At 68.9% G+C, this 15,024-nt stretch carries 12 protein-coding genes; 8 read left to right on the top strand and 4 right to left on the bottom strand.

The genetic code is table 11. The annotated features are described in order from the left end of the window. The first annotated feature begins 78 nt into the window (after positions 1–78). The 7 genes from FHS96_RS08375 to trxA are packed head-to-tail and all read left to right on the top strand — an operon-like array spanning position 79 to position 11,458. Positions 79–2,427, top strand: a complete 2,349-nt coding sequence (locus FHS96_RS08375) for a sensor histidine kinase (protein WP_429589143.1) — start codon at positions 79–81, stop codon at positions 2,425–2,427. Next, positions 2,424–2,867, top strand: a complete 444-nt coding sequence (gene tsaE, locus FHS96_RS08370; protein ID WP_429589140.1) for a tRNA (adenosine(37)-N6)-threonylcarbamoyltransferase complex ATPase subunit type 1 TsaE — start codon at positions 2,424–2,426, stop codon at positions 2,865–2,867. Before FHS96_RS08375 ends, tsaE begins: the two co-directional genes overlap by 4 nt. Beyond that, entirely contained in the window at positions 2,864–3,856 is a 993-nt protein-coding gene (locus FHS96_RS08365) for an aminoglycoside phosphotransferase family protein (RefSeq protein WP_429589137.1), read from the top strand. The genes tsaE and FHS96_RS08365 overlap by 4 nt, the downstream gene beginning before the upstream one ends. Next, the gene (locus FHS96_RS08360) at positions 3,853–4,614 is read left to right on the top strand and encodes a nucleotidyltransferase family protein (RefSeq protein WP_429589135.1); all 762 of its coding nucleotides are present in this window, start codon (positions 3,853–3,855) and stop codon (positions 4,612–4,614) included. Before FHS96_RS08365 ends, FHS96_RS08360 begins: the two co-directional genes overlap by 4 nt. A 16-nt stretch (positions 4,615–4,630) precedes the next feature. Next, positions 4,631–7,600 carry a double-strand break repair protein AddB gene (addB, locus tag FHS96_RS08355; protein WP_429589707.1) on the top strand — a complete coding sequence of 990 codons (2,970 nt, stop codon included), beginning with the start codon at positions 4,631–4,633 and terminating at the stop codon, positions 7,598–7,600. Further along, complete coding sequence (gene addA, locus FHS96_RS08350; protein ID WP_429589132.1) at positions 7,593–11,087, top strand: double-strand break repair helicase AddA; 3,495 nt, start codon at positions 7,593–7,595, stop codon at positions 11,085–11,087. The genes addB and addA overlap by 8 nt, the downstream gene beginning before the upstream one ends. Positions 11,088–11,137: 50 nt before the next feature. After that, a complete protein-coding gene (trxA, locus tag FHS96_RS08345) occupies positions 11,138–11,458 on the top strand; it encodes a thioredoxin TrxA (RefSeq protein ID WP_025291686.1) in 321 nt (106 codons plus the stop codon). Positions 11,459–11,521: 63 nt separating this feature from the next. Here trxA and FHS96_RS08340 read toward each other — a convergent pair whose 3' ends face one another. Further along, positions 11,522–11,749 carry a hypothetical protein gene (locus tag FHS96_RS08340; RefSeq protein WP_429589129.1) on the bottom strand — a complete coding sequence of 76 codons (228 nt, stop codon included), beginning with the start codon at positions 11,747–11,749 and terminating at the stop codon, positions 11,522–11,524. Between the two features lie 113 nt (positions 11,750–11,862). Between FHS96_RS08340 and FHS96_RS08335 the strand changes: the two genes are divergently transcribed. Beyond that, positions 11,863–12,372, top strand: a complete 510-nt coding sequence (locus FHS96_RS08335) for a 2'-5' RNA ligase family protein (protein ID WP_429589705.1) — start codon at positions 11,863–11,865, stop codon at positions 12,370–12,372. Here FHS96_RS08335 and FHS96_RS08330 read toward each other — a convergent pair. Genes FHS96_RS08330 through FHS96_RS08320 form a run of 3 tightly spaced genes read right to left on the bottom strand, consistent with a single transcriptional unit; the run spans position 12,350 to position 14,966 of the window. Then, positions 12,350–13,369 (bottom strand): DUF2891 domain-containing protein, encoded by a 1,020-nt coding sequence (locus FHS96_RS08330; protein ID WP_429589126.1) that lies wholly within the window; start codon positions 13,367–13,369, stop codon positions 12,350–12,352. The two genes, FHS96_RS08335 and FHS96_RS08330, sit on opposite strands and share 23 nt — an antisense overlap. Further along, entirely contained in the window at positions 13,366–14,310 is a 945-nt protein-coding gene (locus tag FHS96_RS08325; protein WP_429589702.1) for a DUF979 domain-containing protein, read from the bottom strand. Before FHS96_RS08325 ends, FHS96_RS08330 begins: the two co-directional genes overlap by 4 nt. Continuing rightward, positions 14,307–14,966 (bottom strand): DUF969 domain-containing protein, encoded by a 660-nt coding sequence (locus tag FHS96_RS08320; protein ID WP_429589123.1) that lies wholly within the window; start codon positions 14,964–14,966, stop codon positions 14,307–14,309. Before FHS96_RS08320 ends, FHS96_RS08325 begins: the two co-directional genes overlap by 4 nt. Positions 14,967–15,024 lie beyond the last annotated feature (58 nt).

The following is a 15,024-nucleotide window of genomic DNA, read 5'->3' as shown; positions in this document are numbered from 1 at the left end:
ACGCGGCTGCTTCTCTCCCTTCCGCTCGCGCGCGGCTCCGCCTAGAAGCCGGGCGATGCAAAAGATGATGCGGGTGACATGGGCGGAATGACGGCGGAAGTGGCGGCGGTAATCGGTGCCGTCATGGCCTTGTGGCTTGGGCTCGCGGCCTGGGCGATGTTCAGCGGCATGCGGATGCGCGCGCGCGCGCGATCGGCCGCCTCGCAGGCGGATCGGCTGAAGCTGCTGCTCGACAGCGCGCCGGCATTGCCGCTGGTGGTGCGTGCCGATGGCCGCGTCGAGGCGCCAGAGCGGCTCGCCGACTGGCTCGGCCTGCCGCAGCTGCCCACCTTCATCGGCGATATCGCGGGCGAGGAGGTCGGCCTAAGTGCCGACGATGCGGATCTGCTCGTCAAGGATATTTCTGCCGCGCAGCGTTCGGCGGGCAGCTTCGTTCGCACGGTGCGCGCGCAGGGCTCGACGCGGACTTTGATGATCCGCGGTGCGGCGGCCGGTACCGGGCTTTCCGCCGCCGGTGGGGTCATCCTCTGGTTCTTCGACGCGACCGAGAGCGAGACCGAGATCGGCAGGCTGGGACGTGAGGCGGCGCGGCTGGCGAGCGCGTTCGATGCGCTCTCCGCGCTTATCGACACTGCGCCGATGCCGATGTGGCACCGTGGCGAGGGGCTGGGGCTGACACTCGTGAACCAAGCCTATGTCCGTGCCGTCGAGGGCGGCAGCGTCGCCGCAGTGGTCGAGCGTGGTATCGAACTGGTTGATAGCGGGGCGGAACTCAGCCCGACCGCGACCGCCGCCACCGCGCGTGACGAGAATCGCACGATCGTGCGTACCGCGCCGGCGACGATCAACGGCGAACGGCGGATGCTGCGCATCGTCGATGTGCCGCTGGGCGATCTCGGCGTCGCCGGCTATGCGATCGACATCGAGGATGAGGAACAGGCGCGCGGCGCAATGCGGCGCTTTGCCGCCACCCAGCGCGACATGCTCGACCGGCTATCCGGCGGCGTCGCGCAATTCGGGCCGGATCGTGCGCTGGTCTTCTCCAACCAGCCCTTCCGCCGGATGTTCAACATGAAGTCCGAATGGCTGGCAGATGCGCCAGAATTCGATCGCGTGCTCGAACGCATGCGCGAGGGCGGCCGCCTGCCGGAGGTGCGTGACTTCCCGGGCTGGAAGGCCGAGCGTCGTGACTGGTTCCGCGCCGCGGACGGCGCGATCGAGGAGAACTGGCTGCTGCCGGCAGGCGCGCACATGCGTGTGGTCGGGCACCCGCTGCCCGATGGCGGGCTGCTGCTGATCTTCGAGGATCGCACCGAGCAGATCCAGCTCGCCAGCGCCCGCGACACTCTGCTGCGCGTGCGCGCCGCCACCTTCGACAATCTGTTCGAGGGTGTCGCGGTGTTCGCCGCGGACGGGCGGCTGCAGATGTGGAACAATCGCTTCCGCTCGATCTGGGGATTCGACGAACGGCTGCTCGACGCGCATCCTCGGATCGACCAGCTTGCCGAAGTTGCGGGGCAGGCACTCGCCAACCCGTCGCGCGCCGGCCTGATCCGGGAACTGGTGCGCGTTGCCACCGTCGAGCGCGGCCAGCGCAGCGGCCGCGTAGCGTTCGCCGACGGACGCCATTTCGATTTCGCCGCGGTGCCGCTGCCCGATGGCAACGCGCTGTTCACGATGCTCGACATTTCCGACAGCCGTCGCATCGAGCAGGCGCTGCGCGACAAGAATGAGGCGTTGGAGGCCGCGGGCAAGGACAGTGCCGGCTTCATGGGCAATATGAGCTATGAGCTGCGCACGCCCGTGACCGCGATCGCCGGCTTCGCCGAGATGCTCGCGGGCGGCTTTGCGGGCGATCTGCCCGAGGCGGCAGAGCCTTATGTCGTCTCGATCCGATCCGAGGTCGCGCGCCTTTCAACGCTGATCGACAATATGCTCGATCTCTCCCAGCGCGGTGCCGGCGGCATCGCCATCGAGAAGACGGTGTTCGATCTGGCGACCACGATGAATGCCGTCGCCGAGACGCTCGACATGTCGGCGCGCGCGCGCGCGATCGACCTTGCCGTGCAGACCGAGGAGTCGCTGGGCAGCATAGAGGGAGACGACCGGCGGATCCGCCAGGCGCTCGACCATCTCGTCCGCCTCGCCATCGCCGGCATGCCCGAGGGCGGGCGCGTGCTGCTGCATGGCGACGGCACCGTTGCCGGCGCCCGGCTGATCGTCTCCGACGACGGCCCCGGCATGGATGAGGCGGCACAGGCGCGCGCGTTCGAGCGGCCCATAGAAGGCGACGTGGGCGGTGAGGGCCAGCCCGCGAGCGCGCTGCTGATCGCGCGCGACATCGTCGAGGCGCATGGCGGCACGCTCAATCTGGTTTCAGAGCCGGGCGAGGGGACGATGATCACGATCGTGCTGCCCCGCCGATGAGGCTTGCCGACGCGGAGGCGACCGCCGCGGCGGGGGCGGCGCTCGCTGCTCTGCTGCGCCCCGGCGACATCGTCGCGCTCAGCGGCGGACTGGGCGCGGGCAAGACCACCTTCGCACGCGGCCTGCTTTCCGCGCTTGGTCTGGAACAAGAGGCGCCGAGCCCGAGCTTCGCGATCATCCAGCCCTATGAACCGCCCGAAGTGCGGCTGCCGGTGCTCCATGTCGACCTCTACCGCCTCGATGAACCCGAAGAAACCGACGAACTCGGCCTCGACGATGCGCTCGCTGACGGGGTGCTGCTGATCGAGTGGCCCGAGCGGATGGGCGACCGGCTGTGGCCCGAAACCTTGCGTCTGAGCTTTGCGGTGGAGCCCGATGGCGCGCGACGCTTGACAGCGGAAGTGCCGGGGGCTTGGGAGACGCGATGGCCGCCATCATGACCCCACCAGATTCTGCACCCGAATTTCTCCACCGCAACGGCTGGGGAGGGGCGGATATCCGCCCGCTCGCCGGCGACGCGTCGTTCCGGCGTTACTTCCGGGTGATTGAGCCTGGCCGTCAGAGCGTGTTGATGGATGCGCCGCCGCCCAACGAGGATCCGCGGCCGTTTCTGGCAGTGGCCGATCACCTGCTGTCGCTGGGCTTCTCGGCGCCGCGCCCGCTCGCCATCGACCTCGACCATGGCCTCGTACTGCTCGAGGATTTCGGCGATGCGCGGATGCGCGAAGTGGTCGACGCGGCGCCCGAGAGCGAGGCACGCGTTTATAGCGAGGCGGTCGATCTGCTCGCGGCGCTCCATCGGCACCCTGCCGCCGGCGGCTTGCGCCCCTATGACGGTGCCGAACTTCAGCGTGAAGTCGGGCTTCTGACCGAATGGTTCTGCCCCGCTGCCGGCCTGACCGTCGATCTCGACGGCTATCGGGCCGCGTGGGACGAGGTGCTCCAGCCGATGCTTGCGGACGGCCATCTGCCCGTCACCGTCCTGCGCGACTACCATGCCGAGAACATCATGTTGCTCGAAGGGCTTCAGGGCGTGGCCGGGCTGGGATTGCTGGACTTTCAGGACGCGCTAGCCGGGCACCCGGCCTATGATCTCGTCTCTTTGCTGCAGGATGCGCGGCGCGACGTGTCGCCCGATCTCGAAGCGGCGATGCTGGAGCGGTATCGCACGGTTGCCAAGCCGATCGCCGGGTTTGACACCGCCTATGCGGTGCTCGGTGCGCAGCGCAACGCCAAGATCGTCGGCATCTTCACCCGGCTGTGGAAGCGTGACGGCAAACCCCGCTATCTCGCTTTCCTGCCGCGCGTATGGACCTATCTGGAGCGCGATCTCGCGCATCCGGCGCTCGCGCCGGTCGCGCGCTGGTTCGCGGCGAATGTGCCCGCCAAGGCACGCTGGACCGCGCTTCGGGATTCGGCCGGCGTATGACCCGCAACGCCAAGCCGCTCAGCCTGCGGCCCAATGCCGGCGGCCCGCCGCTGAAGACCGCGATGGTGATGGCGGCCGGGCTCGGCAAGCGGATGCGTCCGCTGACCGCGACGCGCCCAAAGCCGCTCGTAGAGGTGGCGGGGCAACCTCTGATCGACCACGCGCTTGACCGGTTGCGTGCAGCCGGGATCGAGCGCGCCGTCGTCAACGTCCACTACCGCGCAGACGCGCTCGAGGCGCATCTGAAGGCCAAGGCCGGCGGGCTCGATATCATCATCTCCGACGAGCGCGACCTGCTGCTGGAAACCGGCGGCGGGCTGGTGAAGGCCGGGCCGCTGATCGACGATGATCCCTTCCTGGTCGTCAACAGCGACAATCTGTGGGTGGATGGGCCGACCGACGCGATCCGGCTGCTCGCCGCGCGCTGGAACGATGCCGAGATGGATGCGCTGCTGCTGCTCGTGCCGCTGGCGCGCGCGCACTGCCACAACGGCCGCGGCGATTTCCACATGGATGCGCTGGGCAAGATTCGTCGGCGCGCGCATGGCCGTGTTGCGCCCTTCGTCTACACCGGCATCCAGTTGATCAGCCATCGCCTGCTGGCGGATGCGCCGGGCGGTCCCTTTTCCACCAACCTGTTGTGGGACAAGGCGATCGAGGCGGGTCGCTGCTACGGCTTCGTCCATCAGGGGCTGTGGTTCGACGTCGGCACGCCGCCGGCGATCGCGCGGACCGAAACGCTCCTTGCCGACGGCTGAGCAACTTCCCCTTGCCCTGAGCGCCGCGGTTCGCCCCGCGGTCTTCACCATCCCCGCGCATCGTGCCTTCGCCGATGCGTTGGCGGCGGGGATCATCGCGCGGTGGGGCGGTTCGCCGCTGGAACTGGCGCGCGGCATCGTCATCCTGCCCAACAACCGCGCGCAGCGGGCGTTGACCGACGCCTTCGTCCGCCGCGCCGAGGGCGGGTTGCTGCTGCCGCGGCTGATCGCGATCGGCGACGATGATCTCGACGAGCGGATCGGGCCCTTGTTCGATCCGGCGGAGGGAGAATCGCCGCCGCCGCCTGCGATCGATCCGCTCGATCGCCAGATGCGGCTGGCACGGCTGGTCCAGCTGGCGCGGCGCGATGCGGGCGTCCCCGTGGACGCGGCGGAGGCGGTGCGCCTCGCCGCCGATCTCGCGCGCACGCTGGATCAACTCATCGTCGAGGAGGTCGATCCGCGTCGTCTCGGCGCGCTTGAGGTGGCGCCCGAACTCTCCGCACACTGGGCGCGCGCGCTCGATCTGCTCGCGATCATCCTCGATCGCTGGCCGCGCGAACTCGCCGAGATCGGCCGGATCGACCGCGCCACCCGCCGCAACCTGCTGCTGCATCAGACCGCCGAGCGCTGGAAGCGCGAAGCGCCGCCTGGCTTCGTCGTCGCCGCGGGCGTGACGGTCGCGGCGCCCGCGGTCGCCGCCCTGCTCAAGACGATCGCCTGGCTGAAGCGCGGCATGGTCGTGCTGCCGGGCTTCGACCAGGCGATGCCCGAGGACGAATGGGAGGCGCTTGGGCCATTTCCGCCCGAAAGCGGCCGCCGCGCGGCGGAGACGCATCCGCAGTTCAACCTCAAGCTGCTGCTCGATCGCATGGACATCGCCCCCGGCGAGGTTGAGCGCTGGCGCTGGGGCGGCGGCCATGATGCCAGCGCCGCGCGCGGCCGCGCGGTCAACAATGCGCTGAAGCCCGCGCGTTTCACCGGCAAATGGCATGAACTCGATGCGCCGGAGCGATTGTTGACCGGCGTGCGCACATTGGAAGCCGCGACCCCCGCCGAGGAGGCGCAGGCCATCGCCATCGCGCTGCGCGAGGCGCTGGAAACGCCCGAACGCACAGCCGCGCTGGTCACGCCCGATCGCGGCCTTGCGCGGCGCGTGTCGGCACTGCTGCGGCGCTGGGGTATCGCCGCCGATGACAGCGCTGGCGCGCCGCTGTCGATGACGCCCCCGGGCGCCCTGCTGCTCGGGCTGGCCGATGCGGCGGCGCAGCGTCTTGCGCCGCCCGCCTTGCTCGCCGTCCTCAAACATCCGCTGGTGCGTGCCGGCGAAGGACGGCTCGCCTGGCTTGAGGGCGTGCGCGCGCTCGACCTCGCGCTTCGCGGGCCGCGACCGGCGGAAGGCAGCGCCGGCCTTGCCGCCTTTCTGCGCGAAAGTGATGAACGCACCGCGAAGCTGCGCGAAAGGGCGCGGCCGTTCTGGGATGAGGCCGCATCCTTGCTGGCGCCGCTCGAAGCCGCGTTCCGCGATGCCGATGGCGGCCGCCTCGAACCTCTGCTCGCGGCGTTGCGCGATGTCGCGACCGGCTTGTGCGGCGACGCGATCTGGTCCGGCCCCGCCGGCCGCGCCGCCGCCGATCTTCTTTCCGAGGCCGAGCGTTGTGCCGCCAATGGCCCGCGTGAGGTCAGCGCGGATGGCGTCGGGCCGCTGCTGCGGCGATTGATGGATGATGTCGCCGTGCGCCCGCCGCAGGGCGGCCATCCGCGCATCTCGATCTGGGGGCTCATCGAGGCGCGGCTTCAGCAGGCCGATCTGATGATTCTCGGCGGGCTCAACGAGGGCACCTGGCCCTCGGTGCCGGCACCCGATCCCTGGCTGGCGCCGCGCATCCGCAGCGAACTGCGCCTGCCGGGGCTCGATCGCCGCATCGGCCTTGCCGCGCATGACTTTGCCGGCGCGCTCGGTGCGCCCGAGGTGATCGTCACCCGCGCGCATCGCGACACCGCGCCCACCGTCGCCTCGCGCTTCTGGCTACGGCTGGCGGCGATTGATCCGGCCGACCGCGAGCATCGCCGCGCCGACCGGTTCGTGGCGCTCGCCCGGCAGCTCGATCGCGCGCAGCACAAGCCCGCCAGTCGTCCGGCGCCGGTGCCGCCCGTCGCTGAACGACCGACGCGGATCAGCGTGACCGAGGTCGATCGGCTGAAGGCCGATCCCTACGCCTTCTACGCACGGCGGATGCTGCGCCTGTCACCGCTCGACATGATCGACGCCGACCCCACCCCGGCGTGGCGCGGCACCGCGATCCACGCCGTGCTCGAGGCCTGGGCGCGCGACGATGGCTGCATGCCGGAGAAGCTGCGCGACCGCGCGCGGGCGATGCTCGCCGGCCCCGGATCGCATCCGCTGGTGCGCGCGCTGTGGGAGCCGCGACTAATGGAGGCGGTCAACTGGATCGCCGAGACCATCGTCGAGATGCGCACCGCAGGGCGCATCGTCGCGACGGTCGAGGCCAAGGGCGCGGTCGAGATCGGTGGTATCACGCTCGACGGTCGCGTCGACCGCATCGATCGCCTCGCTGACGGCAGCCTTGCGATCGTCGACTACAAGACCGGTACGCCACCCAGCGCGCGCGCGGTGCGCGCCGGCTATTCGCTGCAACTCGGGCTGCTGGGGCTGATCGCCGAGCGGAGCGGCTTCGGGGATGTCGGCGGCAAGGCTGGCGCGTTCGAATATTGGTCGATGGCGCGGCGCAAGAAGGGGCAGGGGTTCGGCTATATCGAAACCCCGGTCGACCCAGATGGCGCGCGTGGCAAGATTCCGACCGACGATTTCGTCGGCGTGGCGGCGGCGAACTTCATCGAGGCGGCGGAGAAATGGCTGGCGGGCGAAGCTGCCTTCACCGCCAAGCTCCACCCCGAATTTGCGCCCTATGCCGAATATGACCAGTTGATGCGCCTCGACGAATGGTATGGCCGCGATGGCTAGATCGACCACCCCGCTCAGCGAACTCAAGGATGCGCAGAAGCTCGCCTCCGATCCGCGCGAACATATCTGGCTCTCCGCCTCAGCGGGTACGGGCAAGACGCATGTGCTCTCGGCGCGGGTGCTGCGGCTTTTGCTGGGCGGCGCGCGGCCCGAATCGATCCTGTGCCTCACCTTCACCAAGGCGGGCGCCGCCGAGATGGCGGAGCGCATCCACGCCCGGCTCGCCTATTGGGTGCGACTGAGCGAGAATGCGCTGCGCAAGGAATTGTTCGCGCTGGGCGAGGATCATCGCGACGACGCGCTGGTCGCCCATGCCCGGACATTGTTCGCCAGCGTGATCGACGCGCAGGGGGGGGGCCTGCGCATCCAGACGATCCACGCCTTCGCGCAGGCGCTGCTCGCCGGCTTCCCGCTGGAAGCGGGGCTGATCCCCGGCTTCCGGCCGATGGAGGGGCGCGAGGAAGCGGTGCTCCAGCGCCGTGTGCTCGCCGAACTGCTGGTCGAGGCGGAGGCCGGCGTGCTGCCCGGATTTGTTGCCGCGATCCAAGCGCTGAGCCTGCGGCTGGGCGAGGGCGGGGCGGAGGGCTTCCTCCAGCAATGCGCGCGCGCACCGGATGCGCTGGAGCAACTCCCGTCCGGGATCACGCCCTTCGTTCGTCGCGCGTTCGAAATCCCCGAGGGCGATCTGGATTCGGCACTGGCCGAAGCGTGCAGTGACGCGAAGTTCGACCTTGTCGGGCTGCGCCGGATATCCGCCGCCAACGCGGCCTGGGGGACCAAGACCGCGCTTGGCCATGCCGATATCATTGCAGCCTGGTTGGCCGCCGATGCTGCCGCCCGGGCAGCGATGCTCCCCGATCTCATCTCGGTGCCGTTCACGGCCAAGGGGGAGCCGCGCAAATATAGCGACAAGCTCATCGCCGCCGAGCCCGACTATGCCGGGCTCGCGCAGCGACTGGGCGATGCCTGCCGCGATCTGATCGACCTGAGGACGCGCGCCGAATTCGTCGCACTGCTCGGCCCCGCGCTGGAGGCGGGGCGCAGCTATGCGCGCGCCTATGCGGAGGCGAAGCGGCGCAGCGGGCTGCTCGATTTCGATGATCTGATCCGCGCCACCGTTGCGCTGCTTCAGACCGAGGGCATGGGTGAGTGGATCCGCTACAAGCTCGATCTGTCGACCGATCATGTGCTGGTCGACGAAGCGCAGGATACCAATGCCCAGCAATGGGCGATCGTCCGCGCGCTTGCCGACGAATTCTTCGCGGGCGAGGGCACGGGGGAAGGGCGCATCCGCACCCTGTTCGCGGTGGGCGACTTCAAGCAGGCGATCTACGGCTTCCAGGGCACGAACCCGCTGATGTTCGAGGCGGCGTCGCAGCACTTCACCCGGCTGGCAGCCGATCCAGCGCATGCTGCGCGGCTGCAGGCGGAGGGGTATCGCCCGCGCCCGCTGCATCGCCTGTCGCTCAACCAGTCCTTCCGCTCGACCGCACCGGTGCTCGAACTGGTCGACATGCTGATCGACCAGTTGGGGCATGAGCAGCTCGGCCTGTTCGATCCCGCCGAGCCGCACCAGTCCGCCGTAACCGGGCCAGGCGTCGTCACGCTCTGGCAGCCGATCGCGCCGGCGATCGAAGGCGGCGAGGAAGGGGAGGATGCCGAGGGCGAGGAAGAATGGCTGGCGGACAGCACCCGCGCGTTCGCGACGCGCCTCGCCCGGCAGATCCGGGAATGGCTGGCCGAGCCGCTCTGGCTGGAAAGCAAGGGCCGGCCGCTCAGGCCCGAGGATATCATGATCCTCGTGCGCAAGCGTGGCGACCTCGCCTCGCTGATCGTCGCGCGGCTCTATGCGGAGAATGTGCCTGTGGCCGGTGTCGACCGGCTGCGGCTCGATGCGCCGCTCGGGGTGCAGGATCTGCTCGCCGCTGTCCGCTTCGCGCTTCAGCCCGGCGACGATCTCAACCTCGCCGCATTGCTGGTCTCGCCGCTGATCGGCTGGACGCAGGACCAACTCTACGATCATGGCCGCCGCCCGGCTGGAACGACCTTGTTCGAACGCTTGCGCCAGCAGCAGGCGATGATCCCCGATGCGCTCGCGGCCTTGTCCTCGATCCTCAACGCCGCCGACTTCTCGACACCCTATCGCTTTCTCGAAGACATTTTGTCGGGGCCGCTCGACGGGCGCCGCAAGCTGCTCGGCCGGTTGGGCGAGGAAGCGCGCGATCCGATCGAGGAATTGCTGAGCACCGCGCTCGCGTTTGAGGCGGATGCGGTGCCGTCGCTGCAGACCTTCATCGACTGGTTCGATCGCGGCGAGGTGGAGATCAAGCGAGATCCAGCGCAGCCGCAGGCGGCGGTGCGCGTGATGACCGCGCATGGCGCCAAGGGGCTGCAGGCGCCACTGGTGATCCTGGCGGATGCCACCACCGATCCCGACGCCGCACCCGCCCGCGCCCTGGCGTGGAACGCGATGGAGGGCGGCGATCCGGTGCCGGTGTTCCGCGCGCGCAAGGATGAGATGTGGGGCGGGCTCAAGGCCGATGCCGAGGAACTCGCCCGACGCGACCGCGAGGAACATTGGCGACTGCTCTATGTCGCGCTGACTCGTGCCGAGGAGCGGCTGGTGATCGGCGGCGCGCTCGGCCGGCGATCGAAGAACGGGCCGCCCGAACGGAGCTGGCACGCCGCGGTTTCAGCGGCGATGGACGGGCTCGGCATCGAACCGGTCGAAGATGTGCATTGGGGCGGCGCCCAGCATTTCCGCGGGATCAAGCCGGTCGCCGCCGCGCGTCGCGCGCCGGCGCCGCCCGAAGAGCCCGCAGTCGCCGACACGGCGCTGCCGGACTGGCTGTTGCGCCCCGCGCCGCAGGAAGCGCGCCCGCCGCGTCCGCTTGCGCCGTCGTCGATTGGCGAGGATCGCGACGCCGACCCGCCGCCCGGACCCGCGATGCGCGCGGCCGCCGAGCGCGGGCGGCTGCTCCACGCTCTGTTCGAACGGCTGCCGGCGCTGCCGCTCGCCCGGCGAGAGGCGGCGGGGCTCGACTGGCTCGAACGCTCCGCCGGCGTTGCCGACAGGGATGAACGCACGAAGCTTGTCGGCGATGTGCTGGCAGTGATCGGCGATCCGCGCTTCGCGGCGCTGTTCGTGCCCGAGGCGCTGGCGGAGGCGCCGGTGGCGGCGGTGGTCGATGGCGAAGTAATCGCCGGTACCGTCGATCGGCTGCTGGTAACCGACAAGGACGTGCTGATCGTCGATTTCAAGACCGGCCGGCGTGCGCCGGCGTCGGTCGAATCCGCTCCGGTGCATCATCTGCGGCAGATTTCCGCCTATGCTGCCGCGCTCAAGGTCATCTTTCCCGATCGCCATATCCGCGCCGGTCTGCTCTACACCGCGGCACCCGTGCTGCTGGAACTGACCCCCGCGCTCATCGCGGAGCACAAGCCGCGCTTCGCGGGCACGGAGCAAAGCTTGATCGCGCCCCGTTGAGGCGGAGCGGAGCACATCCTAGATACGTCCCGAAACAAGGAGATTCCCCCATGGCGACCAAGGCGATCAGCGATACCTCGTTCGACAGCGACGTCCTGTCTTCGGACAAGCCGGTGCTCGTCGATTTCTGGGCGGAGTGGTGCGGCCCCTGTAAAATGATCGGGCCGGCGCTCGAAGAGATTTCAGAGGAATTGGGTGAGCAGGTGACCATCGCCAAGCTCAACATCGACGACAATCCAGATGCCCCCGCCAAATATGGCGTGCGCGGCATCCCGACGATGATCCTGTTCAAGAATGGCGAGCCGGCGGCGACCAAGGTCGGCGCGGCTCCGAAGAGCGTTCTCAAGGGTTGGCTGCAGGGCGAGCTCTGATCCGGTCTGTCAAAACGAATGAAAAAGGCCCGTAGCGGAAGCGCTGCGGGCCTTTTTCTTTGGTCAGCAAGGACGGCCGTAGCGCGGCCCGCACTGGTTATCATTGCGATAGTCGCGCTTCGTCTTGCGCAACTCGCGTTCGGCCTCGCGCTGGTCGCGGCGGTCGCCATAGCGGTGGGCGTCGCGGACGTCGCGGCGCGCTTCGCGGACATCGCCGCGCGTGGTGGTGGCGCAGGCCGACGTCATCATTGTCGCCGCGGCGAGGCTGGCGAACAGCAGGGCATGTTTCATCGTGCGATCCCTTATGCTTTGGTTACAGGCGATGAACGCGCCGATCCCGCGGAAGGCTCCCGCCGCGGTCAAACGGCTTGATCTGACGGATTTTCCTGGCGCATGCCGTGCCGATGCCATCTTCCGATCCTCTCATCGTCACCGCGCTTTTCGGCGATCGCGATTTCGCCTGGCTGGATGGCCTGCGCCGGCAGCATTTCCCGCGGGAACGCAACCAGGTGCCGGCGCATCTCACGCTGTTCCATCAACTGCCGCCAATGCTAGCCGATGAAGTGACGGGGTTGCTCAAGACGATGGTGCGATCACATCCGCGTCCGCCGGCGCGGATCGCGGCGGTGATGCATCTGGGCGGCGGCGTTGCCTTCCGCGTCGAAAGCGATGCGCTGGCGGCGATCCGCGAGGATATCGCCGAGCGCTTCCACGGCCTGCTCACCGTGCAGGACCAGCAGGGCTGGCGCGCGCACGTGACCATTCAGAACAAGGTGACCGGAGCGGAGGCGAAAAGGCTTCAGGTGGCGCTGGCTGCAGACTTCGCGCCGCGTCCGCTGGCTATCGCCGGGCTCGCCGCCTGGTGGTATCGCGGCGGTCCGTGGGAGAAGCTCAGCGCGGCGCGGTTTCGCTAGCGGGTGCTTCGAGCGCGAGAAGGGCAAAGCTGCATAGCCAGTGGCTGCCCATATAGTTGTCGGCGACGTGCGGCAGGCTGGCGGCAATATGGCGCGCGGCGGCGTTTTCGGCGACTTCGGTCACCCCATGATCCCCGCCCAGCGCCGCAGAAACCCCTCGCCAGCACCATGCGCGCGCGAAATTTAGGCCGTCGAGATGCGCGATCTTGCCGTCGGTGCGGTCCGAGACATGCGCGGGAACGAACAATGTTTCGGGCCGTCCCGATGCGGCTTCGGGCAGGAAATCGTCGAACCAGCGGCGGAAGTCGGCCGTGTGCAATATAGTGCTCATCAGCAGCGCCTCGGTCAGCGCCGATGACAGGAACTCGTCGCCGCAAGGCTCCCATGCCTGGCAGGCGCGATCCTTTGCGTACCAGTCGGTCGCGGTGCGGTCGATCAGGGCGGCCAGATCCGCGTCACGGGTGCGTGCCCAGCGGCGGGCGTGGAACAGCGCGAAGGCGCTGTTGGCGTGGGTGCCGACGCGGATCGGATAGGTGAGGCGGGGGAGATAGTCCGCCAGACGGTCGGCGAAGGCGCGGGCGAGCGGAGCCAGCGCCTCTGCCCAGCGCTGGTCGCCATGGTGGGCGAGTTCATCGTGCAGCGCGAGCAGCCATGCCCAGCCATAGGGGCGCTCAAACCCGCCGGTCATCGGCCGGTCGAGATAGGCCAGTTCGCCGGCGACCTTTTCGGGCACCAGCATCGCGTCGGCGCGCGCGCGGGCCTGTGCGGCATGGAGTGCATCGGGGAACAGGCGGGCGAGGCGCATCACCTGCCACCAGCCATGGACGCAGCTGTGCCAGTCGAAGCTGCCATGGAAGATCGGATGAAGCTCGATCGGCGCGGCGACGTCCGCTAGGCCGGTCAGCACCTGATCGAGCTTGTAGGGCCATTGCTGGCCGAGATGGCTGAGGGTGACGCCGGCGAAACGGGCGGCGAGGTCTACGGTAAGGCGCGTCATGATCGGAAGCCCAGCACATAGATCATCAGGATGTTGAAGGCGAGCAGGGGCAAGGCGGTGCCCACCTGATGGCGGATCACCGCGTTGCGATCGCGCAGTTCGAGAAGAGCCGCCGGCACCAGGTTGAAGTTGGCCGCCATTGGCGTCATCAGCGTGCCGCAGAAGCCGGCGAGCATGCCGATCGCCGCGATCACCGCCGGATCGCCGCCATAGTGGCGGATCAGCAGCGGGACGCCGATCGCCGAGGCCATCACCGGGAAGGCGGCGAAGGCGTTGCCCATCACGATCGTGAACAGCGCCATGCCGAGGCCATAGACCAGCACCGCGCCGATCAGGCTGCCCTCGGGGATAGCATGGCCGGCGATAGTGCCGACGGCGTCGCCGACGCCCGCCAGCGCGAACACGGCGCCCAGCGCCGCGAGCATTTGCGGCAGCAGCAGCGCCCAGCCGACACCGTCGATCAGGCGCCGGCCTTCGTCATAGGGGCGGGCGGGGGAGGGCCGCAGCCAGGCGAACAGCGCCACCAGCGCGAGCAGCACGCCCAGTGTCAGCGCGACCAGTGTCGCCTGCTTCGGATCTACGATCGCCGGTATCTCGCGGAAGAGCAGTGCACCGGCGAGCGCGGTCGCCGGAATGATCAACGCAGGCAGGAACAGCCTGTTGCCGCGCCGCTCCGCCTCGATCCGGCGTTCATCGACGCTGGTGGTGGCAGGAGCACCCCGACCCATCAGGCCGGTGCCGGCGATGGCGACCAGCGCGAGAACCAACACGCCGTTCCCGAGATTGCCGAGATGGTCGCCGGCAAGGAAGCTCAGCGCGATCAGCCCGTGGAAGGCTGCATTGCCGAAGCGCTTCGGGTTGCTGCGGTCGCGCAGGCCGAGCAGCGCATACGCAAGGAAGGTCAGCCCCGCGACCGCATAGACGAAGTTCAGCCCGATCATCGGCGGCGGCCGATCCCGCGGTCCATCAGCCACAGCCGCGCGCCATGGATCAGGAAGGCGGCGATCGCCGTCGGGATCGCCCACATCGACAGGTGCAGCGGCTCGATGAAGATCCCATAGCCTTCGAGCACGCCCTTCATCAGCAGAATCGATCCGATCGCGATGAAGATGTCTTCACCAAAGAACAGGCCGATATTGTCGGTGGCGGCCGCCATCGCCGGCACGCGCTCATCATCGCGGTCGCGATCGGGCGCCTGCGCGTCGGCGGCGGCCTCCGCCATCGGCGCGACCAGCGGCCGCACGGTCTGCGCGGGGCCTGCGATCGAATGCAAGCCGAGTGCCGCCGTGATCTGGCGGAACAGCAGATAGGCGATCAGCAGACGGCCGACGGTGGCGCCGCGCAGCCGCGCGATCAGCGTTCGTGCGCGTTCCTGGAGACCATGGCGTTCGAGCAGCCCGATCACCGGCAATACGATATAGATCGCAGTGACATAGCGGCTGTCATAGAAGGCTTTTCCGAACGCCGCGATCAGCGCCAGCGGATCGATGCCGGCTGCTAATCCGGTGACGAACGCCGCCGTCATCACGACGAGCAGGGGATTGAAGCGCAGCAGGAAGCCGGCGACGATCACGCCGATGCCAGCCAGCACCAGCATCAGTGGATCAGACCGGAAGTGCCGCCCGCAAGCGTCGGGATCGGGTGGAGCATCGCCC

The sequence above is a fragment of the Sphingomonas zeicaulis genome (assembly GCF_050433225.1).
Taxonomy (GTDB): Bacteria; Pseudomonadota; Alphaproteobacteria; order Sphingomonadales; family Sphingomonadaceae; genus Sphingomonas_D; species Sphingomonas_D zeicaulis.
This window is presented reverse-complemented; position numbering and strand designations above follow the sequence as displayed.

Excerpts from the sequence above, each read along its gene's own strand:
- FHS96_RS08325 (WP_429589702.1), bottom strand. The coding sequence starts at position 14,310 with ATGATCGGGCTGAACTTCGTCTATGCGGTCGCGGGGCTGACCTTCCTT.
- FHS96_RS08375 (WP_429589143.1), top strand. The coding sequence starts at position 79 with ATGGGCGGAATGACGGCGGAAGTGGCGGCGGTAATCGGTGCCGTCATG.
- addA (WP_429589132.1), top strand. The coding sequence starts at position 7,593 with ATGGCTAGATCGACCACCCCGCTCAGCGAACTCAAGGATGCGCAGAAG.
- FHS96_RS08340 (WP_429589129.1), bottom strand. The coding sequence starts at position 11,749 with ATGAAACATGCCCTGCTGTTCGCCAGCCTCGCCGCGGCGACAATGATG.
- FHS96_RS08360 (WP_429589135.1), top strand. The coding sequence starts at position 3,853 with ATGACCCGCAACGCCAAGCCGCTCAGCCTGCGGCCCAATGCCGGCGGC.
- tsaE (WP_429589140.1), top strand. The coding sequence starts at position 2,424 with ATGAGGCTTGCCGACGCGGAGGCGACCGCCGCGGCGGGGGCGGCGCTC.
- FHS96_RS08320 (WP_429589123.1), bottom strand. The coding sequence starts at position 14,966 with ATGCTGGTGCTGGCTGGCATCGGCGTGATCGTCGCCGGCTTCCTGCTG.
- FHS96_RS08335 (WP_429589705.1), top strand. The coding sequence starts at position 11,863 with ATGCCATCTTCCGATCCTCTCATCGTCACCGCGCTTTTCGGCGATCGC.
- FHS96_RS08330 (WP_429589126.1), bottom strand. The coding sequence starts at position 13,369 with ATGACGCGCCTTACCGTAGACCTCGCCGCCCGTTTCGCCGGCGTCACC.
- trxA (WP_025291686.1), top strand. The coding sequence starts at position 11,138 with ATGGCGACCAAGGCGATCAGCGATACCTCGTTCGACAGCGACGTCCTG.
- FHS96_RS08365 (WP_429589137.1), top strand. The coding sequence starts at position 2,864 with ATGACCCCACCAGATTCTGCACCCGAATTTCTCCACCGCAACGGCTGG.